Source organism: Stenotrophomonas sp. 22385 (assembly GCF_052045085.1).
Lineage (GTDB): Bacteria > Pseudomonadota > Gammaproteobacteria > Xanthomonadales > Xanthomonadaceae > Stenotrophomonas.
Genome location: NZ_JBQEOG010000008.1, coordinates 15488 through 40754 on the forward strand (window position 1 = coordinate 15488; position 25267 = coordinate 40754).

The following is a 25267-nucleotide window of genomic DNA, read 5'->3' on the forward strand; positions in this document are numbered from 1 at the left end:
AACGCCTGCAGGATGATCGTTTGCCGGCAAATCGGGGGATTTGATCGTGCAGGCGCGAAGGCGTCCACAGGGACGGTCGTTGCGGCTGCGCTGGGGAACCCTCGATGCGTATCGTGCGATGGCTTGTCTGCGTTTCCGTACTGTGTGCCCTGCCGTTGCCGGGGCTGGGGCAGCCCGTCGACGGGGCACTGTTGGCGCAGGCCCCGGGCTGCGGACAGACCTCGACCCGGCCCTACGGCGGCTACATCCTGCCCGGCTGGGATGCGGCGGCGCCGAAGGCGATGGTCATCGCCTCCGACAGTCAATACCCCAGAACCCTGAACAGCGGCGATGATCCCGCCGGCTCATCGGCAGCCTTGAGGCGGGTGTTCACCGATATCGCTGCCTACCGGCAGAGTGTCGGGGGAGCGGTACCCACGAGCCTCAACGGCGATTTGACGGAGTTCGCTCATGGCGATGAGCGCGGTGCCGTCCAGGCCCTGTTTCCGCTCCTGCAGACAGGTGCAGGTGCGCCACTGTTCCTGCCGGGTCTGGGAAATCACGACTATGGCAACAACGTGGGAGATTGCGCCAATAATGGCTGTGCGCGCGACGCGGTCTGTGACCACCTGTACTGGGTAGGGGAAATAGGCCCACGAACCCAGGACTACTACTATGCCGAGCCGCTGCACGAGGGGAGCTTCTCGTACATGGTCTACAGCGGCGGCATTGCGCTGATACAGCTCAACGACTCTCCGCTGTACATCCGAAGCTTCGAGACCGGTGGCTACCCCACGGACCCGAAGCGCGAATTCAGGGTCAACCGTTCGCTGCAATGGCTCGAGGGCGCGTTGCGCATGGCGCGCCAGGACAACAAGCGCATTTTCATCAACCTCCACAAGCGCAATGGATGGCCGTCGGGCGATGCGGCACGCTTCAGGCAACTCATCGAATCCTATGGTGTCCAGGCTGCATTCGCCGGGCACCTGCATGAAGAACTTGGTCTGGCGGAGGGCACTTCGGGTAATTTCGGGTCGGTGCCGGTGTTCCAGAGCGGTGCACTGCTGAAGGAGAGCTACCTGATCGTCGAGTTCGCCGATGCTCCGTCGCGGTTCGTCGTCTTCCGGGTCAACCCCGGGGAAGGGCATGCAAGGAAGGAGAAAATCGGGGAATACCCGTTCGTGGCACCCCCCGAGCTGCCCGCGATCGACTTTTCAGACGCGGAAATTGTCCTCTACAAAGGCAACGGCGCCTCCCAGGCGGTGATATGCCGCAGGTCACTGCCGCTCGGCGCCTTCAACATGGGCGGCAGCTCCGGCTGCGCCAATGATGACACGCGCTCCCTGAGGATTCTCAAGGCGAAGAAAGGCACCATGATCCGGCTGTTTGGAGCCTACAACCACACCAAGAGCGAAGGGTATGCGTTCATCTACGTAAAGCGCGACATCCTCCTGCCGCAGACTGTCAGCACTTTCGATACCAGCAGGGACACCGAAAGCTGGCGGCTGGTCAGGTTTGGGGGCGGCCAGCTGGATGGAAAGGTCTCCAGCATGTCGATGTTCAAGGATCACAATGCCGGCAACAGCGAGATGACGCTGTTCGAGGACAACAACCTGGGCGGAGATGTGCTGTGCACCAAGCCCATTGCCCACGACGTCCGCTTCAACATGGGCTCAGGCGGCGGCGAGGGCTGTGACGACGACGAAGCGCGGTCGGGCGCCTGGTTCAAGGTCAAGGCGGGCATGGAGGTGTGCTACTACGCGGCCCCGGATCAGAGCCACCGGCAGGGACACACCTGCATCAATGCCCACCGCGACATGCCGCTGATGGTCATAAACTCGTTCAACAGCGACTACACGGCGCCCGACGGCTCGTACACCATCAGAAGCCACGGCGACATCGATGGCGATATTTCCAGCATGTGGGCGGAGAACCTGTTCCCGTATCCGCCGCGCAATACCACGCGGGGCTGCAGTCGCACGTTGACGAGGTCGTACAAGAGCTTCATCGGTTCGGGATGGAATGCCAATGCGCCGACCTGGCTCGTGGTGGGCTCGGACACAGAGTATGCGGGGACGCGGCGAGGCCTGCCGCGCGCGAAGTTCGACGATCCGGTCTACGACGCGCTGAAGGCGGTATTCGCTGACATTGGAAGCTTCCGGAAGGCCCGGGGCGTCGACGGTCCGGTGCCGCTGATAATCAACGGTGACAACACCGACGCTGGCCTGGACTATGAGCGGTACTCGATGCAGGCGCTGTATCCCCTGCTTGCGGGGTCGAGGGGAGAGCCCTTGTTCCTGCCCGGCCTGGGCGAGCGTGATTACGACGACAACGTTGACACGTGCTTTGCCGACGGTGATCACGACTGTGTCCGGGACAGCATCTGCGACGTGCTGCAGTGGACCAACGAGGTGTCGCCGGTTACGCGCGACTACCACCATGGAGTACAGGAGAAAGAAGAGGGCATGTACTCGGGAACCCAGCTGCACGAAGGCAGCTATTCCTACATGGTGAACGTCGGCGACATCGCATTGATCCAGTTGAACCTGTCGCCGCTGTACGAGCGCCATGTGTACATTCCCGGAGAATACATGGAGAGCACCCAGTTCCAGGTGCGCAGTTCGCTGCGATGGCTGGAGGGGGCACTGCGCCTGGCGAGGTCCGGCAACAAATCGATCTTCATCAACATGCACCGGCGCGAAGGGTGGCCGCCCGGAGACACCGAACGGTTCAAGCGCCTGCTCCAGGACTACGGCGTGCAGGCGGTGTTTGCCGGCCATCGACACGGCGAGCTGGGGTTGGCCGGCGGGTCGGCACCGTCGTTCGGGAACATACCGGTGTTCCAGAGCGGTGCGTTGGCAAATCAAAGCTACCTGATCGTGGAGATGCTCAGGAACGCAGGGCAGTTCGCGGTGTACAAGGTCATGCCCGGGGCCGGGCATGCCAACCGGCAGCTCGTGGGAAAGTACACCCTGAGAAGCGCTCCCCCGATGCCGGAGGTCGACTTCTCCGACGCGTTGATCGCGCTTGACGAGGGAAACGATGGCACGCAGGACGTTGTCTGCCGGATCCCCGTTCCGTTCACCCAGTTCAATCTGCCCGGAGCGCATGGATGCAGCAACGACGAAGCCAGGTCCATGCGCATCCTGAAAGCCCCCGAGGGAACGGTCATTCGTCTGTATGGCAATTGGGACCACAAACCGGACCAGGGATACGCAGCAGTCACGGTGACCAGGGACATTACCCTGCCAGTGACGGTAGGGAGCTTTGATCGCACGGCAACGCACTCGGCTTTCACCGTGGAAAAGCACGGCAGCTCGATCCTCGACGGCAAGGTGTCGAGCATCACGATGGGTGACGTGGACGGCACCCCGTCCGAGCCTTGGGTGGTGTTCTACAAGGGAAATGATGCCGGTGGCGATATCGTGTGCGAGTCGCCGCTTCCTTTTGCAGCGTTCAATCTTCCCGGAACGATCGGTTGCGAGAACGATGACATCCGTTCCATGCGCATTCTGAAGGCGAAGAAGGGCACGATGATCCGGGTCTTCGGCAACTGGGACCACATGAAGGACCAGGGCTATGCATTCGTCACCGCGATCCGCGACATCCTCGCGCCGGTGCTCATCGGAAGTTTCGAAAGAAGCTACACCGACAGTGATGTCAAGGTGGAGAGCTTTGGCTCGCAGCAGCTGGATGGCAAGATATCCAGCATGGCGACCATGATGGACATGCCGGTTGAGGCCGCGCCTGCGATGGCGCCGCCTCGGGAGCAGCCATGATTCTCATCGCTGGGGCGGGTACCCGGCAATCGTCCGCGCCCCGGTGATGATCATCCGCAGCATCTGCGCGGTCTGCTCGATCATCTCCGGGTCGCGCTCGGGCGGCTGGTCCAGGGCCGTGCCACCCATGGCAAAGACCAGGCGGGTGATGGCCTTGGCCACCAGGTGCGGCTCATGCAACACCGCACCGTTGTCTGCATGGGCCAGCCTTACCAGGTCCACGCACAGCTCTTCTTCGAAGTAGTTCAGTTCCCGCTCGACGGCCTGCTTGAATGCATCCGAGCCGGCGCTGCCTTCGCGGAGCAGCACGTGCAGCAGGCGATCATCAGCGCGCAGCTGTTCAAAAAACGTTTCCACCGACAGCCGGATGACACTGCGGTCCGACGATGCCGCGCGCTGCCGCGACTCGCCGATGATGGTGCGCAGCGAGCGGCCGGCCAGGTCGATCAGGGCCACGGTCAATTCGTCCATGTCGCGGAACTGGCGGTAGAACGAGTTCGGGGCGATGCCGGCTTCGCGGGCGACCTCGCGCAGACTCAGGGTCGACACGCTGCGGTGCGGGCCGATCAAGGTCAGCGCGGCGGCCAACAGATCCTCGCGTGAGATCGAGGCTTTGCGGGCCGGCAGGGCGTCGTCATGAACGGACAGGTGCGAATCGGGCGGGGTCATCCAGGGGCCAGACGGTCAAGTCCCTGAATCATAGCCGGTCTGGACAATATACAACTGTATACACACCTGTATGCTCGGTCGTATAGTGGGGTCATGAGCGCACTTCCTCGTCCTGCTGCCCGCCGTTCGCCCCTCCCACCCCGCCCATGGGTGTCCGAGGCGCTTTTTGACTTCTGGGCCGCGCGCGTGCACCCGCTGTGGACCCTGCGTCGGGCACGCGCACGGCTGGTGTCCCGTCATACCGCCAGCGCCGACGCGGTAACCCTCGTCCTGCGTCCGAACCGGCACTTCCGCGGGGTGGCCCCGGGCCAGCACGTGAACCTGGGCGTGGAAGTGGACGGCCGCCGCCTGTCGCGCAGCTACAGCCCGACCCTCCTGGATGACGGCTGCCTGGCGATCACCGTCAAGGCGATCACGGGCGGCAAGGTCAGCCAGCACCTGGCGCAGCACGCAGAGGTGGGCGAGGTATTCGAACTGGGCCAGGCCTTCGGTGAGATGACCCTGCCCACGGTGCCCGTCGCGCGCGTCGTGCTGCTGGCTGCTGGCAGCGGGATCACCCCGATGCGTGCGCTGGTGCGCCAGATGGAGACCGCCGGCATGCCGGTGCAGGTGGACCTGGTGTACTGGGCGCAGCAGCGCGGGGCGGTGTGCTTTGGCGATGAGCTGGCCGACGTCGCCGCCCGTCATCCCGGATTCCGCCTGCACCTGGCGCTGACCCGCGATCCGGCTGCCCCGGCCGCGCGCGTGGGCGACTACGATTTCAGCGGGTTGGGCGACCTGTCCAGCGCGCAGGTGATGGTCTGCGGCCCGGGCGGCTTCGTCGAGGCCGCACAGGCGCGCCTGCAGGGGCAGGTGGCGAGGCTGCAGTCCGAAGCCTTCACCCCGCCAGTACTGCCCGATGCGGAGACCGGAACGGTGTGGGTCGAACTGCGCCGCAGCGGCCGCACCCTGGAACTGCCGCGCGGCACCTCGCTGCTGCAGGCGCTGGAAGCCGAAGGGCTGCGCCCGGCCAGCGGCTGCCGCATGGGCATCTGCAATACCTGCGTGTGCGGCAAGGCCACTGGCGTGACCCGCCATACCCTGACCGGCGAGTACGCGGCCGAACCGGCTACGCAAGTGAAGCTGTGCGTGAACAGCGCCAGCACCGACCTGATCCTGGAGCTTTGAGCATGGCTGCCGTACAGAACCGCGTGTTGTCCGCCACCGAACTGGAAGCGTTCGGCAATGAACTCGACGCGTTGCGTGCGCGTCACCTGGAAACGTTGGGTACGGCCGATGCACGCTACATCCGCCGGGTGGTGGCCGGCGTGCGCTGGACCGGTGTGGCCGGCCGCGCGCTGCTGTTCCTGGGCGCATTCGTGCACAGCGTGCTGATCCCGGCCTGGATTGCAGGCGTGGTGCTGCTGGCACTGTCCAAGATCCTGGAGAACATGGAACTGGCGCACAACGTCATCCACGGCCAGTACGACTGGATGGGTGACCCGCAGCTGCAGGGCAGCACCTATGAGTGGGACATCGTGGGTACTGCCGACAACTGGCGCAAGACCCACAACTTCCGCCACCACACCTACACCAACGTGCGCGGGCTGGATGACGACATCGGCTACGGCCTGCTGCGGATCTTCCCCGAACAGCGCTGGCGCCCGTTCTACCTGACCCAGCCGGTGGTGGCGGTGGTGTTCGCGCTGCTGTTCGAATGGGGCATCGCGATACAGGACCTGCGCCTTGGCCGCTGGTTTGCCGGCAAGATCACCTTCCGCCAGCTGCTGGCGCAGGCGCGCCCGGTCGGGCGGAAAATGGGCAGGCAGATGTTCAAGGACTATCTGCTGTTCCCGGCACTGGCCGGTCCGTTCTTCCTGCCGGTGCTGCTGGGCAACGTGGTGGCCAACCTGATCCGCAACGTGTGGACCTACGTGGTGATCTTCTGTGGCCACTTCACCGCCGATGCGGAGACCTTCCCGAAGGAATGCGTGCGCGATGAAACCCGTGGCCACTGGTACCTGCGCCAGCTGCGCGGCTCCTCCAACATCGCCGGCGGCAAGGTCATGAACCTGATGACCGGCAACCTGAGCCACCAGATCGAGCACCACTTCTTCCCGGACGTGCCGGCCAACCGCTACGCGGCGATTGCGGTGGACGTGAAGGACATCTGCGCACGCTACGGCCAGCACTACAACACTGGCTCGCTGCCGAAGCAGTTCGGCCAGGTGATGTGGCGGATCGTGCGCCACGCCTTCCCCAGCCGCCCGGCGCGGGTGAAGCCGCTGGTGGTTGCAGAAGCGTAGGGGCACGCCACGCGTGTCCGCGCCGATCAGGCGTCATGAACGCCTGTCAGTCGCTTTGGCCGATGGTGCCTTCGGCCAGCGGCACCCGTGAGCCATCCAGCAGGCCGCGACTGACCGCGCCGTCCTCGATGAACAGCAGTTCGCCGTTCTCGCCGTTCTTGATGCTGCTGTCGATGGCGATGATGCGCCCGCCGTGGAAGCTGCTCACGTGTGGCATCGAGGTATGCCCGACCACGATGCGCTTGAGGTCGAGGTCCTTGAGCAGCGTATCGACCTGGTCGGTAGCCATCTGCCCGTCGAAATAGCCACGGAACCAGATCGGGCTGGTCTTGCCGTCGAACAGGCGCGCCGAGTCGGGTGCCGCCTTGACCTGGTCTTTGGGCAGGCCGACTGAGGCTTGGTACAGGGTGTTGGTGGCGTCCAGCCCGCGCACCAGGTCCAGGTTCTGCGGCGCGATGCCGCCGTGCAGGAACAGCGTATCGCCGATCTGCAGCATCACCGGGCGAGTGCGTAGCCACTGGCCGATCACCGAGTCTGCGCCGTACAGCGCCGGGTAGCTGCGGCCCAGCAGCTGGGCGCTCTTGAGGTACTTCTGGTTGACGTAGCGCAGGTCGTCGTACAGCACCATGGTTTCATGGTTGCCCAGCACGAAGTGCACCGCGCCGCCGGCCGCAGCGGCCTGCTGCTGCAGGCTGTAGAGCAGCCAGAACGCTTCGGTCACCTGCGGGCCACGGTCGAACACATCGCCGCCCACCACCAGCGTGGCAGTGCCCAGTGACCAGTGGTCGTCGTTGTCGATGACATGATGAGCGCGCAGCAGCTTCACCAGCAGGCCGTACTGACCGTGGATGTCCGACAGCGCCACGATGCGCGGCGTGGCCGGGTACTTCGCGGGGGTGGCCTGTTGTGGCGCCGCCACCGCCAACGGATGCGGGTAGCCGCATTCGGGCAGCACCACGGTACCGGCACCGCGCGCCGGCAGGTCACGCTCGACCACGTGGTCATTGCAGACCCACTGCGCTTGGTGGCCCTTGGGGGTCATGAACACGTAGGGGCCATCGGCGTCCACATGCTCGGCCGGCGCGGGAACCTCGCGGGCGGCGGCAAGCAGGGGAACCAGGACAAGCCCGGCCAGGACCAGGCGGGCGGCAGCGAAGCAGGCACGAAGCGGCATCGGAGACTTCCAGCGGAAGGGGGCAGGCGGCCGTAAGCCGCCCCCTGATGCTAACCGCCGTCAACAGGCGCCGGCATGCGCCATTGGTCAGACCGTCATGCGGAACGTGGCTGCGACGACCCACCGTCGTCGCCTACCGCTCAGAAATTGGCCCGCAGGTTGAACAACACGCGCCGCGGCTCGCCCCAGTACCCCGAATTGAAGAACCCGACATTGCGGTAATACACCTTGTCGAACAGGTTGGTCACGGTCACCCCCACGCTCACGTTGTCGGTGATCCGGTACCGCCCCATCAGGTCGAACAGCACATAGCCGCCCTGGCGCATCTTGCCTGTGGCGGTGATCGGGGCCCCGGTCGCGGTGTAGCGTCCGGTCGGGATCGGCTGCATCTGGTAGATCCCGCTCTGCACGCTGAACCCGCCGCCGACCATCCACCTGCCGTGGCGCCAGGTGGTGTTGAAGCGTGCCAGCTGCATGGGGCTGGTGCTGGCGAAGCGGCTGCCGTCCGGGTTGGTGCTGTAGGCGTAGGTGTAGCCGCCGGTCATGCTCCAGGTGTCGGTGATCGAACCTGAGAGTTCGAACTCGGCGCCGTTGGTTTCAATGCCCTTGCTGGCGATGTAGGGCACGCTGCCGTCGGGCAGCACGATGTCGGCCCCGGCCGGATCGCGCGTGGCCACGTTGTCCTGCTTCATGTAGAAGCCGTTGAGCGAGCCGTACAGGCGGCCGCCGAAGAACTCGCCCTTGAAGCCATACTCGTAGTTGCTGCCGGTCACCGGATCCAGCAGCTGGTTGTTGATGTCGCGCAGCGCGGTGGCCTGGAACACATCGGAATAGCTGGCGAACGCGGAGATGTTCGCGCTGAGATCGTAGATGGCACCCAGGTACGGGGTCGGCTCATGCGCGGTGGTGCGCGCGCTGCGTCCGGTGAACACACCGTTGACGTCGAAATTGTCAGTGGTGCTCCTGTAGTCCGAATAGCGCACGCCGGCGATGACCTTGAGTGGGTCGATCGGGTTCAACCGCACCGCAGCGTAGTAGCCGGTTTCAACGGTGGTCGTCGTGCTGGAGGGAATGCCGTAGTTGAACGTGGTCGGCTTTCCAATATTGCCGTCCCATGTGTAGATGCTGGGGAAGGCGGCCACGTTGTACGGGCGCGAGGTGATGCCGGCGCGGATGGTGTCCAGGTCGCGGTCGTAGTGGTTCACGCCCACCACCAGTTCGTGCTGGCGCCCGAGCAGCTGGAACGGGCCCGATGCGTACAGGTCGAAGGCATCTTCGCGGGTTTCGGACACCGAATAGGTATCGGCGATGCGCAGGCCCAGGCCGGTGACCGGGTCGGCCCAGTTGGCGGTGTTGGAGCCGGCCAGCAGCAGGCTGTCGGTATCGGTGTTGCGGCGGTTGTAGGCCAGGCGACCGCTCCACCCGGCCCCGAACTGCTGCTCCAAGGTGAGGAAGTAGTTGGTGCTTTCGCGGTTCCATTCGTTCCAGCGCGCTGCGGCGCCGTAGGAACGCGGCATCTTCGCGGTGCTGCCATCGCGGAAGAACAGCGGCGAGGCGCTCCAGGCGCCGCCGTCGGATTCGGTCTTGAGGTAATCGATGCCGGCGCGCAGCCGGGTGCTGTCGGTCAGATCGGCTTCGATCACGCCGTACAGGCTGGGCGACGTGTCATGCTGGAAACGTACCCAGCTTTCCTTGTCGGTGTAGGCGCCGACGAAGCGGCCGCGCACCCGGCCACTCCCGGTCAGCGGGCCGGCGACATCCACTTCGCCGCGCTTGTAGTCCCACGAGCCGGCGCTGAGGCTGGTACTGGCCTGGAAGGTGTCGGTCGGGCGCTTGCGCACCATGTTGACCGTGGCCGAGGGATTCCCCGAGCCGGTCACCAGGCCGCTGGCGCCGCGCACGATTTCGATGCGCTCGTAGATCGAGGTGTCGCTGAGGATCGAGTTGCCGCCGGCACCGGTGGTGTAGTTGGTCGGCACGCCATCGAACATGAAGTTGTTGATCGCGAAGCCGCGCGCATTGAACAGGGTGCGGTTGCTGTCATACGACTGCACGGTCACGCCCGGGGTCTGCTGCAGCACTTCGGCGATGGTGATGAGGTTGAAATCCTCGATGCGCTGGCGGGTGAACACCGTGAGCGACTGCGGCGTTTCGCGCAGGGTCAACGGCAGCTTGGTGGCGGTGTTGGTGCCGTACACCTGGTAGCCCTCGGTGCGCTGGGTGACCATCACCTTGTCCAGCTCGGTGGTCTTCGGGATGTCCCCGTCCGGCGTGGCGACCGATTGGGCCTGCGCCAGAAAGGGTGCCGTGGCGGCCAGCGCCAGGCACAGGGCAAGGGTGTTCCGGCGCGGGGCGCCAGCGGTGCGGAAGCGGGACATGGGAAAACCTCGGTAGCAGCGAAGATCAGGAATCGGGCGCGCGCGATGCGGCGGGGCGTGGCGAGGGTCGCGCCGTGGGCGCGGTCCGGTAGCTGAGCCAGAGCAGAGGCAGGGCGGCACCGGCGGCGAGGATGCCGCAGCCGGCAATGACGCCGTAGGCGATACCCCAGGCGCCGATGCTGCAGGCCACGGCGGCGGTCAATGCGACCCAGCCGAGCAGCCGCAGCCGGCGGCGGCGCGCCAGCGCAGGGGCGGCACCGAAGACATCCCGGTGGTGGCGTTCCATGGCCAGCGACAGGCACAGGAAGCCGAGCAGCGACAGCAGCAGCGCAAGCACGGTCATGTGCTGGGCCCGGTCACGGTGGCCGCGCTGGCGCGTGGCGCACGCACGCGGCGCGGCACCGGCACATGCCGGTTGACCCTGCGGGCGGCCCACAGCAGGCCCGCACCGATCAGCAGCAGGCCGGCATCCATGCCGCCCTTGGCCAGGTCGCCTGTGGCAAAGGCGGTGAACATGCCGCCGTGCCAGACCGCCACATTGAACACCGGCAGCAGTATGGCGAGCACGCCTGCACAGGCGAGCTGTTCCACCCACGCGCGGCGCGGCAGGCGCAGCGTGGCATGCAGCAGGGACAGCGCCCACGCCGCGAAGAACACGCTGACTTCAGCCTTGGAACGTTGCTCCAGTGCGGTAGGCAGCAACCGGTTGCCCCACAGGAACGCGAGCATCGCCACCGGCAGGCCGGCCACGAAGCCGATGTTCAGGCGCTCCACGATGCGGAAACCCAGGTGCGGGCGGGCGGGATCGGGCAGCTGTTCGCGCCGCTTTACCGTCCACAGCACCAACCCGGTGGCCACCATCAGCGTGCCGGCCACGCCGGATAGGAAGAACAGCCAACGCATGGCGGTGGGGGCGAAACGGGCGGCGTGCATGCCGATCATGCCATCGCGGGTGTACACGGTGGCCGAGCGTCGTGGGGCCTCACCCAGCAGCGCGCCGCGGGCATCGAAGCGCAGTGGTTCGCCGCTGTCGGCAATGCGGTCGCCACTGTCGCGGCGCAGGGTGATGCGCATCGCCGCATCGCCGGGCTGGTCGACCAACACGGATGCGGCATGGCCTTCGCCCCACTGGCGTGCGGCCACCGGTAGCAGCGCCGCCAGCGCCGGTGGCGTGGCGGCCTGGCCCAGCGGTTCAACCTTGGCCTCGCGCGGGAACAGCTCGGCGAAGAACGCATCGCGCCCGCCGAAGTTGGCATCCACCGCCCACGGCATGTACACCGTCATCAGCGTGATCAAGCCGGTGTAGGTGATCATCAGGTGGAACGGCAGCGACAGCACCGCCAGTGCGTTGTGCCCGTCCAGCCAGCTGCGCTGGCCCTTGCCGCGGCGAAGGGTGAAGAAGTCGGCGAAGATCTTCTTGTGGGTGATCACGCCGCTGACGATGGCCACCAGCATGAACATCGTGCAGAAGCAGACGAACCAGCGCGCCCAGATCACCGGCACGTAGTGCAGGTCGAAGTGCAGGCGGTAGAAGAAATCGCCGCCGCGCGTGTCGCGCGCCTGCACCGGGGCGCCGTTGGCATCCAGCGTGGCCTGCCACGGGTTGGGCTGGCCGCGTTTCGGTTCCGGCGCATCCTTGGGCTGCCAGCGCACGGTGGTGGCATTGCTGCGGCTGCCGGGGAGTTCGATGGACCAGCGCGCGGCATCCGGCGCGGTGCGCGCCAGGAAGGCCTGCGCCTGTTCCAAGGCGACGCTTGAGCTGGCCGGAAGGGTCAGTTCCGGCTGCATCCAGCGGGTCAGTTCCACCCGCCAGTAGCTGGCGGTGCCGGCGATGAAGATCAGGTACAGCACCCAGCCGACCACCAAGCCGGACCAGGTGTGCAGCACCGCCTGCGACTGGCGGAAGCCCTGGCTCACGCCACGCTCCCGGCCAGCAGGGTGGACAGTGCCACGCCGACGGCGGCGGCGAGTGCCAGCCCCACTGCCGCGCGCGCGATGCTGCGCGCGGCATAGGCCCAGATCGCGGCCAGGGCGTAGATCACGAACGAGGCCATGGTGGCGGCCAATGCGGCATCGGCGAGGCTGCCGGGAAGCAGGCGCGCCAGTGCGGCAGCCCAGGTGGCCGCAACCATGTAGCCGCCGATCAGGGCCAGCCCACCGCGCGCCCAGAGCACGCCGTTGCCGGCCTTGCGCGGCGATGCGCGGCGTGGGGTGGCACCGGCCGGTACGGTCGGGGACGGGGAGGGCGATTGCGGACGGGGCACGGTGGCGACGGGCTGGAAAGCAATTGAGAATCAATATTATTTGACGCGGGCCACCCTGTCGAATCCCTCCATCGAGGGATGCGCCGCCCGGCGGTTTGTGATGCAACGTTATAAACAACGTAATAGTCTCCCCAGCGATCGCCGCAGTAGGCTTTGCCCATTGCACAGGAGCTGTTGCCATGGGTCACGACCACGATCACCTGCCGAGCGAGATCCGCCACGAGAAGCCTTTGTGGTGGGCGCTGGGGCTGACGACCACCTTCCTCATCGTCGAGGTGGTGGGCGCGTTCTGGACCAACAGCCTGGCGCTGTTGTCCGACGCGGCGCACATGGCCACCGACACGGTGGCGCTGATGATCGCGCTGGTGGCGGTGCGGCTGAGCCGGCGTCCGCCGGATGCGCGGCGTACGTATGGGTATGCGCGGCTGGAAGCGCTGGGCGCGATGATCAACGGCGGCATGCTGTTCGTGGTGGCCGGCTACATCCTGTGGGAGGCGGTGGCCCGGTTCCGCCAGCCGCAGGAGATCGCGTCGACCGGGATGCTGGTGATCGCAGCGTTCGGGTTGCTCATCAACCTGATTTCGATGCGGCTGCTGCGTGCGGGCAGTGGCGAAAGCCTCAACGTCAAAGGCGCGTACCTGGAGGTGTGGGCGGACATGCTGGGCTCGGTGGCGGTGATCATCGGCGCGCTGCTGATCCGCTGGACGGGCTGGAAGCCGATTGATCCGATCCTGGCGTTGCTGATCGGGCTGTGGGTGCTGCCGCGCACGTGGGTGCTGATGCGCGAGGCGATCAACGTGCTGCTGGAAGGCGTGCCCAAGGGCATCCAGGTGGAGGCGGTGCGCGCGCGGTTGTGCGCGCATGCGGGCGTGCAGGATGTGCACGACCTGCATGTGTGGGCGCTTGCATCGAGCACGCCGGCGCTGACCGCGCATGTGGTGGTCGCCGAAGGGGTGGATGCGGACGGCCTGCGCCGCCGGCTGGGCACGGCGCTGCATGAGGATTTCGGCATCGATCATGTGACGCTGCAGGTCGAGACTGACCATTGCGGGGATGATTGCGGCGATGGCACGCCGGCGGGTCGCGCGCCACATGGCGCCCATGACCATGCGCATGGACATGATCACCCGGGACACGCGCACGGGCGGACGCACGAGCCACGCCGCAGCAGCCCGGACGCGCAGGGGCATCATGGGCATCCACATCCCTGAACCGGCTGCTCCCGCTACAATGGGGGTCTGCCTTGCCATCCCCTCGGAGAAACCGCAGTGACCCGGAAACTCGTACTGTTGCGCCACGGCCAGAGCCAGTGGAACCTGGACAACCGCTTCACCGGTTGGGTGGATGTGGAACTGACCGAGCAGGGCCGCCGTGAGGCTGCCGCCGCCGGCCGCCTGATGCGCGAGGAGGGGCTTCAGTTCGATGTGGCGCACACGTCGGTGCTGAAGCGGGCGATCCACACGCTGCAGGGCGCGCTGGCCGAGCTGGATCAGGACTGGTTGCCGGTGAGCAAGAGCTGGCGCCTGAACGAGCGTCACTACGGTGGGCTGCAGGGCCTGGACAAGGCCGAGACGGCGGCCAGGCACGGCGAGGACCAGGTCAAGATCTGGCGCCGTTCGTACGACGTCCCGCCGCCGGCGATGGACCGCGAGGATCCGGGCCACCCGATCCACGACCGTCGCTACTCGACGCTGGACCGCAACGCGCTGCCGGGCACGGAGTCGCTGGCGACCACGCTGGACCGCGTACTGCCGTACTGGTTCGATGCAATCGCGCCGCAGCTGAAGGACGGCAAGACGGTGCTGGTCACCGCGCACGGCAATTCGCTGCGCGCGCTGTACAAGTACCTCAACAACGTCTCGCAGGAAGCCATCCTGGAACTCAACATTCCGACCGGCATTCCGTTGCTGTTCGAGCTCAACGAAGACCTGACGGTGCAGTCGTTCCGCTACCTGGGCGACCCGGAAGCCGCGCGCAAGGCCGCTGAGGCCGTAGCGAATCAAGGAAAAGCTAAATAGAGGGCCATGGCCGGGGCAAGCAGGCCTTCGCTCTTTGAACCAAGGTCTGCGGGCCGGTGGGCCAGGAAATTCTGGCCGACATTGATCGCTTTCGTCCTTGGTTCTCTCTAGTAAGTAATTTTTCTCACTTTCCAAGCATAAACCCCGATTGCCAAAGTGAGGCAGAACCCGGCCATAAGAAACGGGAGCGCAGGTAGGTCGGTGAGTCGCGGATCGCGCGAAATCTGCCAAGCAAGCACTGCAGAGAAGGGATATGGAGCTGCCAGCGCAGCCAGCGCAGCTCCAGTTGTTACCAGGGATTGTGCGCGCGCTTGAGCCTCCGGTCGGGCAGACGCCGAAAGTAAAGCGTGTACGCAAGCCGGAGCAATCGCAAGGGCAGCCATCATGGGTACTCCCGAATAGAACGTTGCCGTTGATCCTGCCATGGCGTAAATCAGCAGTCCGATGATTCCTGCTCCGAGTGAGATGGGCAGAAGGTGTTGAAGCGGAATTCTGCGAGAAAGCCTGGGTACTATGATCAGTTGGAAGAATAGACTCGCCAAGCCAAGTGCAGTGAAAAGAATTCCAGTGTCCATTGCTGACCACCCGAAGCGAAGACTATTGATCATCGTGAGCGTCGTCGGAAAGGATATGTTCGCGAAGCTACAGAAGAAGGAGATCAGCACGATTGGGAGCAGCGCTCCCATTCGTGGGTTCTGTGTCTGATGTGGAGCTTCGACGGCGCCGCACGTGATCTGTCGCGGAATGGCGAAGAGGCAAAGGCCAGAGCTGAGCAATGCGAGAATTCCGGCGGCCAGGAACGGTAGGCGCCAACTGAGTACTGAAAGAATCCCTCCGAGCATCGGCGCAACTATGTACGCTGCGCTGGTGCACGCGGTCAATCGAGAGAAGGCCGCATGTCGCGCCGCAGGAGCCGCTGCCTGTCCCACAACGGTTGCCATAATTCCCCGGCTGCCGGCACCTAACCCGCTAGCGACCCGTCCTAGAATAACGGTGAGTGCCGTTGACGCCAGACACGATGCGATCAGGCCTGCCGCCATGATGAGTCCGCACCCGGCCAGGACCTTCTCGCGCGGTTGATGGTCCGCCAAGTAACCGCTTATGGGGGAGCTGATCAGCTGACTGCAAGCAAAGGCCGACACCGCAATTCCCGTGAACCATGCCGCTTCCGTGGCTGAATAGCCAATCTCAAGGAAGGCTAGTGGGAGAACTGGAATTGCTATGAGAAGTGCGCACTGGTCGAGGAGGGCCGCAAAGTAGACTGGCCAAAGCCGCGAATCAGAAGCGCCCTCGCGCCCTCGCTGGGTGCGTGCAGAGGAAGGTGCAGAAGATATTGTGGTGTAGCTTCCCTTAGTTCTAGCCATCCGTTAGGGTGCCCGGCAGACTATTCCAAGTACGGGCGACTTTCTGAACCAGTGATCGGAATTGCTCAAAGTGCTCCTGCAATAGTCAGGATGATGACGGCCGTCCGGTTCGAATATTCTTTCAATCGACAGCCCGCAGCTTAGGAAGGAATTGATGTAGTCGGAAAGGCGCCTATGGACGTTTAGCGTTGGAATGCCTGATGGGCCTCCGCCTCTTATCGCTTGCATATTGATGCCGTAGTTTCCATAACGGTCGATAATCTGGCCTTCCATTTCATTGCCAGTGATCCATTTGCTATGGGTTGACTTGAAGCAGGGATGTAGCGCTGTTGCATAGAGTCTAGCGCCCGGCTTCATGCGGGAACTGAGTTCGCGGAGGAGTGGTTCAAGGTACTCTACGTCGTGCAGAACCATGCTCGCTACGATCACGTCGTATCGAGCCGCCCGCTTCTGTTGATTGAATTCAGCCGCGGTAAGAACTCTGAAGCGTCTTTGCTCAGCATTCCTTCGTGCAGCGGCCTCCAGCATTGCTTGTGACTGGTCTGTATAGGTAACGATTGCTCCCATTTCGCAAAGCACAGCAGATATGTCGCCGTGGCCGCCTCCGAAGTCCAGAACTTCGAGTCCGTTCAAATCTCCGAGCTCGACCCTCAGGCTATCCTGGTGGATAACAGTCTGTGCCCACCTGTCCGTCGAAAGATGCTGCATCCACGACGATGATTGGATGTTCCATTGTTGCGCTGAGTGTTCGGAGAAGCCCTTTTCGAATCCATTCCGAGCTCTCCATAGATACTCTTCAAGGTCGATCGAGCATTGCTCAGCAAGGATTCCGGAATCCACCTTGATGCCATCAATCCTAAGTTGCCGAATTCCTGATCCCGCTACACGTGGATTAGGATCTGTGAGGCCAACGACCACTCTGTCGATGCGGCTCTGTTTGATGGCATCCGTGCATCTTCCTGTTCGGCCCACATGGCTGCAAGGCTCTAGGCTGACGTACAGGGTGGCGCCATGAGGTTCCTTCAAGCAGGCGCGAATGCAATCAATCTCTGCATGGTGGCTACCGTTGCTCTGTGTGTGACCGGTCGAAAGTAGCTTGCCGTCCTTCACTAGTACCGCGCCGACCGGTGGGTTCGGATACGATTTTCCTTGTGCCCTCCTTCCTTCGAGGAGCGCCATCAGCATCCACTTTTCATCATCCTGCTGTGAAGTCATGTAAGTATTACCGGGGTATCTTTGCTCGCTGTTGCCCGGTCGCCCTTTGCGCAGTTGACGCACTCTGCTTCAGACACGTTCTGAGGAGTGCGCTTGGTTAGCAGGGCATGTACGGGATGGCGGGTTGGAGTGACATCAGACACGGGCGAGCCACCTCGTCGGTCGACGAGCACAGCTGAGCCGAGACAGTGAAGCCCAAGTCGCCCAAGCTCCGATTCTGCAGCCGCAATAGTGCTGCCAGCCGAGACAATGTCGTCTACGATCAATACTCTGGCGCCTTTTGCAATTCTGTACGAGCGCGCGAGAACCGGCAGTCCTGAATCATTCTTGTCAAAGAAGAGTGATCGAGTTTGAGTCTTCGCACCGAGTGCATGCGCGAGGATTGCGCCGCCAATGGGTGGGCCCACCAGGATGTCCGGCTTTAGCCTTCTGACTATCACCGCGAGGCGTCTTGCCAGCTCGGCTACTATTTGACCGTTCTCCAGTAGAATCGCCTTTTCCCAGAACTCTGTGGTGTGATGGCCGGACTTTATCTCGAAGTGGCCGTGGTGAATGGCGCCGGCGGCCGAGAATAGCTGCTCGACCGACATTCTAGTAATCGGTGTAGGTTTGTCGAGATGATGCTTTAGGGCGGAGCCAAGTGATGTTGAAACACTGTTGGAATAGTACAGTGCAGCACTCGGCGACTTCTTGATGACTTGCTTGGATAGTTCCAGGAACGCCGTTGGGGCGCATCCAAGGAAATCTGTGTCGGCGCCAAGCGCAACCACCTTGCCTTCATCCCAGGCGATTGTCAGCTCATTCACAGTTCCGGTCTGGCCGCCGATTGCGACGACGACGTCAGCTGATCGAACCAAGGTGACATTTCGGCCTTTGAATCCCATGCCGGTGAATATCATGCTCCCATATATAGATGAATCTTCGTTGGTCTCTGTCTCGTGCTTCTCGGCACTTGCTGACGGAGACACGCCGATAACGGCTACGCCGTGGCGGGAGAGTATGTCTGCTGCAAGTGTTGAGATTCCGCCGCCTGTGCCTGTTAGCACACTTGCGTTGTAGTGTGAGGCTACGCGCCCGACTTGGTGCAGAATGTCTGTCGCTCGCTCCACGTCACCCGCCCCAATGGAGCTGGTTCCAAGCAGTGCAATTTGTGGTTTCAAGTCTCACCTCGCAGTGACTCGCGGATCAAAGCTCCCCCGGATAGAAACGTGTAGCGCTGGGTTCCGTCGATATTCACGCTCCGCACGTCGCTATCTGGCTGGGAAGCCTTGAAATGATGGGTGAAGTCGGATCCTTCAAAAGAGTCGGTCAGGCATATGTGCCTTGGTTTGAGAGTAGAAAGTGCGACGTCGGGGTTATGAGATGGTCTTCCGTGCGAGCTGCCAATGAACAATGTTATTGGGCCTTTCGTCCTCTCCGCGATGGCTGCTAGCTGGTCGCCCTCAATGTCGCTTCCAATCAAAATCCTATGTGCATGAAACTCGAGAACCACCGGCGTGGCTGTCCTGTTCAGGGCGTGATATGTCTGGTCCGTCGGGTTTGGGAAATCTGCTTCCGGAATGGCGTTGTGTACGGTCACGCCACTAAGGCCGCTTACGGAGGACCATCGCTTGTGATCCTGAATGAGTGCGGAGTATTGCAGCCAGAGTGACTGTTCGAGACCGTCGTAGTGCGGGCACGTGCTGAGGCTGGTCCTTGGTATATGACCAGTTGGAAATGAGATGCCAGAGTGCAACAGCTGCGGGGATGTGGCACTTGCCGTGATGAACTTGGCTGCCGTAGCAAAGTGATCGAGATGCTGATGCGTGAGAATGATCGCGTGAATCGATGCATTTGCACTGATGACGTCATCGAGAATCCTTTCGTCCTTATGATGGCCGCAGTCCACCAATATGCTTTTCTTGCACGGCGTGTTGATGTGGATAAGGTCGCCAGCAAGTGCCTTGTGGACTGTGATGACCAGGGTCTGTTCGCCGCGCTTAGCGGCCTCCTCTATGATGCTCATTCTCTTATTTTTCTTGGATATGGCAGCGGGGCCGGGTGATGTGAATGTTCGGCGCCCGATCAATTCTCGGATATAGGAATTGTCAGAGTTCCAATGCCCCGCACCCATGAGTGCTTACGCGGTCACGTTACTTCGCCGGTCAGGCATGACCTTTGACGGGTCTACTGAGACGATGATCACGGTACCCTCCTCCATTGCTTGCCCTGTGGCGATGCATCCATCTGTAGCCGGAGAAACGAATGAAGTTTTCCAAGCTGGTCCCGCTGGGCCTGACCGTTGCCATCGCCGCGTCGCTGGCGGCCTGTGGCAAGACCGATACCGCGCCGGCTGCCGCCGTGGCCGATGCCAAGCCGGCGTTCGATCTGTCGCAGATCAAGACGCCGCTGATCTCGCTCAACAGCGCGGGCCTGGATCCGGCCATCGCTGCGTGTACCGACCTCAACGGGTTCGTCAACAGCAGCTGGCTCAAGGCCAACCCGGTGCCGAACGACCAGACCACCTGGGGCAGCTTCGAGATCCTGCGCGAGCGCTCGCTGGAAGTGCAGCACGCGCTGGTCCAGCAGGCGGCCGCCAGCGAGGCCGAGGCTGGCTCGGTGGAAGCCAAGATCGGCGATATCTGGAAGACCGGCTCGGATGAAGCCAAGATCGAAGCGACCGGCATCGCGCCGCTGCAGCCGCAGCTGGACAAGATCGCCGCGCTGAACGACACCGCCGCCATCACCCAGTATCTGCGCGACAGCCAGGCACAGGGCCAGGGCGTGCTGTTCTCGCTGTCGGCCAATGCCGATTACAAGGATTCGGCCAACGTCATCGCCTATGTCGGCCAGGGCGGCCTGGGCCTGCCGGAGAAGGGCTATTATTTCGACGAATCGCAGGCCAAGATCCGTGAGGCCTATGTGGCCTACATCGCGCAGGCGCTGACGCTGTCCGGCGTGGATGCCGCGCAGGCCAAGACCCAGGCGCAGTCGGTGATGGACTTCGAAACCCGCCTGGCGAAGGCCTCGCTGTCGCGCATCGAACTGCGCGACCCGGCCAAGCGCTACAACCCGGTCAGCGCTGCGGAAGCGGACAAGCTGACCCCGAACTTCAGCTGGACCGCGCTGTTCGACACCCTCAAGGTGCCGGCCGCACAGAAGTTCTCGCTGGCCCAGCCGGGCTTCTTCAGCGAAGTGGACAAGATGCTCACCGAGGTGCCGGCGTCGACCTGGCAGGCCTACCTGCGCTTCCATACCGTCGATGACGCCGCGCCGTACCTGAGCAGCGCGTTCGAGAAGGCCAACTTCGATTTCTACGGCACCACCCTGCGTGGCCAGAAGGAAATGCAGCCGCGCTGGAAGCGCGTTCTGGAGTCGGTCAACACCTCCATCGGCGAAGGCCTGGGCCAGCTTTATGTTGACGCTGTGTTCCCGGCCGAATCCAAGGAACAGATGCAGCACCTGGTGGAGAACCTCTCGGTGGCACTCAAGGCACGCCTGGAGAAGCTGGAGTGGATGGGCGAAGACACCCGCAAAAAGGCGCTGGAGAAGTGGGCCAGCTTCACCCCGAAGATCGGCTACCCGGACAAGTGGCGCGACTGGTCGGGCTTGGAGACCAACGCTGACAGCTACCTGGGCAACATGCAGGCCGCGCGCGCGTTCAATTACCGCTACATGCTCAACAAGATCGGCAAGCCGGTCGACAAGACCGAGTGGGGCATGACCCCGCAGACGGTCAATGCCTATTACAACGCGACCAAGAACGAAATCGTGTTCCCGGCCGCGATCCTGCAGGCGCCGTTCTTCGACGCCAAGGCCGACCCGGCACTGAACTACGGTGGCATCGGTGCGGTGATCGGCCACGAAATGATGCACGGTTACGATGATTCGGGCAGCCAGTTTGCCGCCAACGGCAACTTCGACAACTGGTGGACCGACAGCGACCGCAAGGCCTTCACTGGCCGCACCGACCAGCTGGTGGCACAGTTCGATGGCTACGAATCGCTGCCGGGCGTGAACGTCAAGGGCAAACTCACCCTGGGTGAGAATATCGGCGACCTGGGCGGCCTGACCGTCGCCTACGATGCATTGCAGATGGCCTTGAAGGAGAACCCGAAGGCCAATGTCGCCGTGGATGGCTACAGCCAGGACCAGCGCTTCTTCATGAACTGGGCCACGGTGTGGCGCCGCAACTTCACCGATGGCGAACTGCGCGTGCGCCTGAACACCGACCCGCATGCGCCGGCGAACTTCCGTGCCAATGGTGCGCCGTCGAACATGCCGGCGTTCGCGCAGGCGTTCGACTGCAAGCCGGGCGACGCGATGGTGCGCCCGGACGACAAGCGTGTGGTGATCTGGTAACGAAAACGGCCCGGCAGCGATGCCGGGCCGTCTACGTAGCGCCGGCCGTCAGTTCGGCGCCAGGGTTGCCAGAAGTGCCTTGGCCGCGTTGAAACGGTCTTCGGGCAACGGCAGCGGGTGTTTGATCCGCAGCTTGTCCGGGCCGTCCATGGTGTAGAGCTTGGGCTGCTTCTGGATCATCTGGATCACCGCCATCGGGTCGATGGAGGGCTTGGCCTCGAACACGATGCGGCCGCCGTTCTCGCCCAGTTCCAGCTTGCGGATGCCCAGCGCATTGCACTGCAGTTTAAGCTCCGCCACTGCGAACAGGTGCTTGGCGGCATCGGGCAGCAGCCCGAAGCGGTCGATCATCTCCACCTGCAGTTCGCGCAACGCCGTGTTGTCGCGTGCACTGCTGATGCGTTTGTACAACGTCAGGCGGGTGTGCACGTCGGGCAGGTAGTCGTCCGGGATCAGTGCCGGCACATGCAGTTCGACCTCGGCACCGCGCGCTTCCTCACCCGCATCCAGGTCGGGCAGCTTGCCCAGGCGGATGCTGCGCACCGCGCGTTCGAGCAGTTCGGTGTACAGGCTGAAGCCCACTTCGGCCATCTGCCCGCTCTGGTCCTCGCCCAGCAGTTCGCCGGCACCACGGATCTCAAGGTCGTGGGTGGCCAGGGTGAAGCCGGCGCCGAGTTCGTCCATCGAAGCGATGGCTTCCAGGCGCTTTTCGGCATCGGGGGTCATCGAGCGCTTGTCCGGGACCACCAGGTACGCATAGGCGCGGTGATGCGACCGGCCGACGCGACCGCGCAGCTGATGCAGCTGGGCCAGGCCGAAACGGTCGGCACGATTGATGATGATGGTGTTGGCGTTGGGGATGTCGATGCCCGATTCGATGATCGTGGTCGACAGCAGCACGTTGTAGCGCTGCTTCTGGAAATCCAGCATCACTCGTTCCAGCTCGCGTTCGGGCATCTGCCCATGGGCAATGCCGATGCGCGCTTCAGGCACCAGCTCGGCCAGGTCGCGCTGCATGCGGCCGATGCTCTCCACGTCGTTGTGCAGGAAGTAGAGCTGGCCGCCACGCGCCAGTTCGCGCTGGAACGCTTCGCGCAGCAGTGCGTTGTCCCAGGCGGTGATGAAGGTCTGCACCGCCAGCCGGTTCGGCGGCGGGGTGGCGATGATCGACAGGTCGCGCAGGCCGGCCATGGCCATGTTGAGCGTGCGCGGAATCGGGGTTGCGGTCAGGGTCAGCAGGTGCACGTTGGCACGCATCGCCTTAAGCGCTTCCTTCTGGCGCACGCCGAAGCGTTGCTCCTCATCCACCACCACCAGGCCCAGGTCCTTGAACTTCACGTCCGGCTGCAGCAGGCGGTGGGTACCGATGATGACGTCGATGGTACCGGCCGCCACCTTCTCCAGTTCGGCCTTGATTTCCTTGGTGCTCTTGAAGCGCGACAGCACTTCCACCTTGAGCGGCCAATCGGCGAAACGGTCGCGGAAATTGCGGTAGTGCTGTTCGGCCAGCAGGGTAGTGGGCACCAGTACCGCAACCTGCTTGCCGGCGCTGGCGGCGGCGAACGCGGCACGCACGGCCACCTCGGTCTTGCCGAAGCCAACGTCGCCGCAGACCACACGGTCCATCGGCTGGCTGCTGGCCAGGTCGCGCAGGGTGGCGTCGATGGCGGCGAGCTGGTCGCCGGTCTCTTCGAACGGGAAGCCGGCCGCGAACGGCTCGTACATTGCCCGGTCCACGTGCAGCGCCAGGCCGGCGCGTGCTCGGCGCCGGGCCTGGATCTCGAGCAGTTCGGCCGCCACGTCGCGGACCTTCTCGGCTGCGCGGCGCTTGGCCTTGCTCCACTGTTCGCCACCCAGCGAATGCAGCGGTGCGGTTTCCGGCGAGGCACCGGAGTAGCGGCTGATCAGGTGCAGCTGGGCCACCGGCACGTACAACCGGTCGCCCTTGGCATATTCGATTTCCAGGAACTCGCCGGGCATGCCGCCGGCATCGAGCACGATCAATCCCCGGTAGCGGCCCACGCCGTGGTCTTCATGGACGATGGGTGCGCCTTCGGTCAGCTCACCCAGGTCGCGGATGATCGCTTCGGGCTCGCGCCCGACACGGCGACTGCGCCGGGTGGTGCCGGCGCGCTCGGGGAACAGCTGCCGTTCGGTCAGGACCGCCAATTGCGGCAGATCCAGTGCGAAGCCGTCTTCCAACGGCGCCACGGTGATGGCAAACCGCTGGCCCGCATCGGCCAGGAAGGTGGGCAGGTCGGCCACCACCGGCGGTTTCAGCTCCGCCGACAGCAGTACTTCCAGCAACGCTTCACGGCGGCCCGGCGAATCGGCCGCGATCAGCACCCGGCCCGGGTAGTGGCCCAGGAACGACTTCAGCGCTTCCCCGGTCGGCGCGTCACGCGCGGCCACCGGCAGCGGCGGCAGCGGCTGGTCGCCAAGCGGCTTTGCTTCGTCGATGCGCGGGTGGTCGGCGCTCCACACCTCGATACGCGGTAGTGAGTTCAGGCGCGCGCTCAAGGCTTCCGGGCTGAGGTACAGCTCGGTGGGCGCCAGCAGTGGCCGCTCCAGGTCGTGGCGGCGCTGTTCGAATCGGTTCCCGGTCTGCGCCCAGAACGAGGCGGCCGCCTCACCCACGCCCGGCGCGATCACCGGCAACGCGTTGGGCTGCAGGTAGTCGAACAGGGTGGCGGTGCCGTCGAAGAACAAGGGCAGGTAGTACTCCACGCCGGCCGGCGCCAGCCCGGACTTGAGATCCTGGTACAGCGCGCTGCGCCGGGTATCCACGTCGAAGCGCTCGCGCAGGGTGGCCAGCACCCGCGACACGCTCAGTTCGTCCAGCGGCACCTCGCGGCCGGGCAGCATGCGCACCGCGTCCACCTTGTCCAGCGAGCGCTGGCTCTCCGGGTCGAAGGCGCGGATCGAATCGATGTCCTCATCGAGCAGCTCGATCCGCAACGGGGCATCGGCACCCATCGGGAACACATCGAGCAGGCCGCCACGTACGGCGAAATCGCCCGGATCCATCACCTGCGGCACGTTCCGGTAGGCGGCGGCTTCGAGGCGGCGCTTTTCCGCATCGAGGTCCAGTCGCTGGCCGACCTTCAGGTCAAAGCTGCCGCCGATGATGTACTTGAGCGGCGCCAGCTGTTGCAGCAGGGTCTGTACGGGTACCACCACGATGCCTTGGCGAAGCGTCGGCAGCTGGTGCAGGGCAGCCAGGCGCTGCGAAATGATGTCCGGATGCGGGCTGAACGCATCGTAGGGCAGGGTTTCCCAATCCGGGAACGCCACCACCGGCAGCGCCGATGCGCTGCCCAGCAGGGTGCGCAGATCCGACTCGATCTGGTTGGCGCCATGGTTGTCGCGCGCGATGACCAGCAATGGCCCGTCATGCGCTTCCGCAGCGCGGGCGATGTACCACGCCAGCGCCGTAGGCGATGCGGGAGCGCGCCACCAGGCGCGGAGCTGGCCGGAACGGGGCAGCGGCGGTGCGGGATAGGGAGTGGGTGACATGAACCGCTGATTTTACCAGAGCCTGTCGCGATGGGCGCCTTTGCCGTCGCGGACGGACTGTTCAGCGCGGCCCCGCCCTGCGCGCTGGGGCCGGGTCCGCCCGTCAATCATCGAATTTGTCGATCGGATTTGGAGCAGCGATTGAAATCAGAAGCTACGAATGTGGGTAAGTGGCATGAATATCACACTATCCCAACGGTGCGAACTCGTCAAAAACGTCAGCCAATTGAGGGGCGGGTGCTGAAACTCGGGAAAAGCCGCCGATAGCGACATGCTGCGTGAGTG

Annotated in this window: 17 protein-coding genes; 6 read left to right on the plus strand and 11 right to left on the minus strand. The window is 63.9% G+C overall.

Annotation, left to right across the window (positions count from 1 at the left end; all coding sequences use genetic code 11):
- Nucleotides 1-104: 104 nt before the first annotated feature.
- On the plus strand, nt 105-3758 hold the full coding sequence (locus tag ACTJI4_RS14590; protein ID WP_440869765.1) for a metallophosphoesterase family protein: 3654 nt from the start codon (nt 105-107) through the stop codon (nt 3756-3758).
- A gap of 3 nt (nt 3759-3761) precedes the next feature.
- Here the strand turns inward: ACTJI4_RS14590 and fabR are convergent, their stop codons facing one another.
- Nucleotides 3762-4427 (minus strand): HTH-type transcriptional repressor FabR, encoded by a 666-nt coding sequence (fabR, locus tag ACTJI4_RS14595; RefSeq protein ID WP_392915849.1) that lies wholly within the window; start codon nt 4425-4427, stop codon nt 3762-3764.
- Between the two features lie 93 nt (nt 4428-4520).
- Here fabR and ACTJI4_RS14600 point away from each other — a divergent pair, with 93 nt between their 5' ends.
- Nucleotides 4521-5594 carry a ferredoxin reductase gene (locus tag ACTJI4_RS14600; RefSeq protein ID WP_440869766.1) on the plus strand — a complete coding sequence of 358 codons (1074 nt, stop codon included), beginning with the start codon at nt 4521-4523 and terminating at the stop codon, nt 5592-5594.
- Nucleotides 5595-5596: 2 nt separating this feature from the next.
- The gene (locus tag ACTJI4_RS14605) at nt 5597-6712 is read left to right on the plus strand and encodes a fatty acid desaturase family protein (RefSeq protein WP_440869767.1); all 1116 of its coding nucleotides are present in this window, start codon (nt 5597-5599) and stop codon (nt 6710-6712) included.
- A gap of 46 nt (nt 6713-6758) precedes the next feature.
- On the opposite strand, the gene ACTJI4_RS14610 is transcribed toward ACTJI4_RS14605, so the two are convergent.
- From ACTJI4_RS14610 to ACTJI4_RS14630, 5 genes are all read right to left on the minus strand, one after another.
- Nucleotides 6759-7886, minus strand: a complete 1128-nt coding sequence (locus ACTJI4_RS14610; protein ID WP_440869768.1) for a metallophosphoesterase — start codon at nt 7884-7886, stop codon at nt 6759-6761.
- Nucleotides 7887-8026: 140 nt separating this feature from the next.
- Nucleotides 8027-10264, minus strand: coding sequence for a TonB-dependent siderophore receptor (locus ACTJI4_RS14615; RefSeq protein WP_440869769.1), 2238 nt, complete (start codon nt 10262-10264; stop codon nt 8027-8029).
- Between the two features lie 25 nt (nt 10265-10289).
- Nucleotides 10290-10607, minus strand: a complete 318-nt coding sequence (locus tag ACTJI4_RS14620) for a DUF3325 domain-containing protein (RefSeq protein ID WP_440869770.1) — start codon at nt 10605-10607, stop codon at nt 10290-10292.
- Entirely contained in the window at nt 10604-12181 is a 1578-nt protein-coding gene (locus ACTJI4_RS14625) for a PepSY-associated TM helix domain-containing protein (RefSeq protein WP_440869771.1), read from the minus strand. The genes ACTJI4_RS14620 and ACTJI4_RS14625 overlap by 4 nt, the downstream gene beginning before the upstream one ends.
- Complete coding sequence (locus ACTJI4_RS14630; RefSeq protein ID WP_440869772.1) at nt 12178-12528, minus strand: hypothetical protein; 351 nt, start codon at nt 12526-12528, stop codon at nt 12178-12180. Before ACTJI4_RS14630 ends, ACTJI4_RS14625 begins: the two co-directional genes overlap by 4 nt.
- Nucleotides 12529-12707: 179 nt before the next feature.
- Between ACTJI4_RS14630 and ACTJI4_RS14635 the strand changes: the two genes are divergently transcribed.
- The gene (locus ACTJI4_RS14635) at nt 12708-13739 is read left to right on the plus strand and encodes a cation diffusion facilitator family transporter (RefSeq protein WP_440869773.1); all 1032 of its coding nucleotides are present in this window, start codon (nt 12708-12710) and stop codon (nt 13737-13739) included.
- 57 nt (nt 13740-13796) lie between these two features.
- Nucleotides 13797-14546, plus strand: a complete 750-nt coding sequence (gpmA, locus tag ACTJI4_RS14640; RefSeq protein WP_392915871.1) for a 2,3-diphosphoglycerate-dependent phosphoglycerate mutase — start codon at nt 13797-13799, stop codon at nt 14544-14546.
- A gap of 107 nt (nt 14547-14653) precedes the next feature.
- Here gpmA and ACTJI4_RS14645 read toward each other — a convergent pair whose 3' ends face one another.
- The 4 genes from ACTJI4_RS14645 to ACTJI4_RS14660 are packed head-to-tail and all read right to left on the minus strand — an operon-like array spanning nt 14654 to nt 19130.
- Entirely contained in the window at nt 14654-15910 is a 1257-nt protein-coding gene (locus ACTJI4_RS14645) for an MFS transporter (protein WP_440869774.1), read from the minus strand.
- Nucleotides 15911-15913: 3 nt separating this feature from the next.
- Nucleotides 15914-17125 carry a methyltransferase gene (locus tag ACTJI4_RS14650; protein ID WP_440869775.1) on the minus strand — a complete coding sequence of 404 codons (1212 nt, stop codon included), beginning with the start codon at nt 17123-17125 and terminating at the stop codon, nt 15914-15916.
- Complete coding sequence (locus tag ACTJI4_RS14655) at nt 17122-18285, minus strand: phosphoribosyltransferase family protein (protein WP_440869776.1); 1164 nt, start codon at nt 18283-18285, stop codon at nt 17122-17124. Before ACTJI4_RS14655 ends, ACTJI4_RS14650 begins: the two co-directional genes overlap by 4 nt.
- The gene (locus ACTJI4_RS14660; protein ID WP_440869777.1) at nt 18282-19130 is read right to left on the minus strand and encodes an MBL fold metallo-hydrolase; all 849 of its coding nucleotides are present in this window, start codon (nt 19128-19130) and stop codon (nt 18282-18284) included. Before ACTJI4_RS14660 ends, ACTJI4_RS14655 begins: the two co-directional genes overlap by 4 nt.
- A 239-nt stretch (nt 19131-19369) precedes the next feature.
- Between ACTJI4_RS14660 and ACTJI4_RS14665 the strand changes: the two genes are divergently transcribed.
- Nucleotides 19370-21466, plus strand: coding sequence for a M13 family metallopeptidase (locus ACTJI4_RS14665; RefSeq protein ID WP_440869778.1), 2097 nt, complete (start codon nt 19370-19372; stop codon nt 21464-21466).
- A 48-nt stretch (nt 21467-21514) separates the two neighbouring features.
- Here ACTJI4_RS14665 and mfd read toward each other — a convergent pair whose 3' ends face one another.
- Complete coding sequence (mfd, locus tag ACTJI4_RS14670; RefSeq protein ID WP_440869779.1) at nt 21515-24982, minus strand: transcription-repair coupling factor; 3468 nt, start codon at nt 24980-24982, stop codon at nt 21515-21517.
- Nucleotides 24983-25267: the final 285 nt, after the last annotated feature.

What these genes read in the sequence shown, in the direction of transcription:
- ACTJI4_RS14590 (WP_440869765.1), top strand. Translation starts at nt 105, where the DNA reads ATGCGTATCGTGCGATGGCTTGTCTGCGTTTCCGTACTGTGTGCCCTG.
- fabR (WP_392915849.1), bottom strand. Translation starts at nt 4,427, where the DNA reads ATGACCCCGCCCGATTCGCACCTGTCCGTTCATGACGACGCCCTGCCG.
- ACTJI4_RS14600 (WP_440869766.1), top strand. Translation starts at nt 4,521, where the DNA reads ATGAGCGCACTTCCTCGTCCTGCTGCCCGCCGTTCGCCCCTCCCACCC.
- ACTJI4_RS14605 (WP_440869767.1), top strand. Translation starts at nt 5,597, where the DNA reads ATGGCTGCCGTACAGAACCGCGTGTTGTCCGCCACCGAACTGGAAGCG.
- ACTJI4_RS14610 (WP_440869768.1), bottom strand. Translation starts at nt 7,886, where the DNA reads ATGCCGCTTCGTGCCTGCTTCGCTGCCGCCCGCCTGGTCCTGGCCGGG.
- ACTJI4_RS14615 (WP_440869769.1), bottom strand. Translation starts at nt 10,264, where the DNA reads ATGTCCCGCTTCCGCACCGCTGGCGCCCCGCGCCGGAACACCCTTGCC.
- ACTJI4_RS14620 (WP_440869770.1), bottom strand. Translation starts at nt 10,607, where the DNA reads ATGACCGTGCTTGCGCTGCTGCTGTCGCTGCTCGGCTTCCTGTGCCTG.
- ACTJI4_RS14635 (WP_440869773.1), top strand. Translation starts at nt 12,708, where the DNA reads ATGGGTCACGACCACGATCACCTGCCGAGCGAGATCCGCCACGAGAAG.
- ACTJI4_RS14645 (WP_440869774.1), bottom strand. Translation starts at nt 15,910, where the DNA reads ATGGCTAGAACTAAGGGAAGCTACACCACAATATCTTCTGCACCTTCC.
- ACTJI4_RS14650 (WP_440869775.1), bottom strand. Translation starts at nt 17,125, where the DNA reads ATGACTTCACAGCAGGATGATGAAAAGTGGATGCTGATGGCGCTCCTC.
- ACTJI4_RS14660 (WP_440869777.1), bottom strand. Translation starts at nt 19,130, where the DNA reads ATGAGCATCATAGAGGAGGCCGCTAAGCGCGGCGAACAGACCCTGGTC.
- ACTJI4_RS14665 (WP_440869778.1), top strand. Translation starts at nt 19,370, where the DNA reads ATGAAGTTTTCCAAGCTGGTCCCGCTGGGCCTGACCGTTGCCATCGCC.
- mfd (WP_440869779.1), bottom strand. Translation starts at nt 24,982, where the DNA reads ATGTCACCCACTCCCTATCCCGCACCGCCGCTGCCCCGTTCCGGCCAG.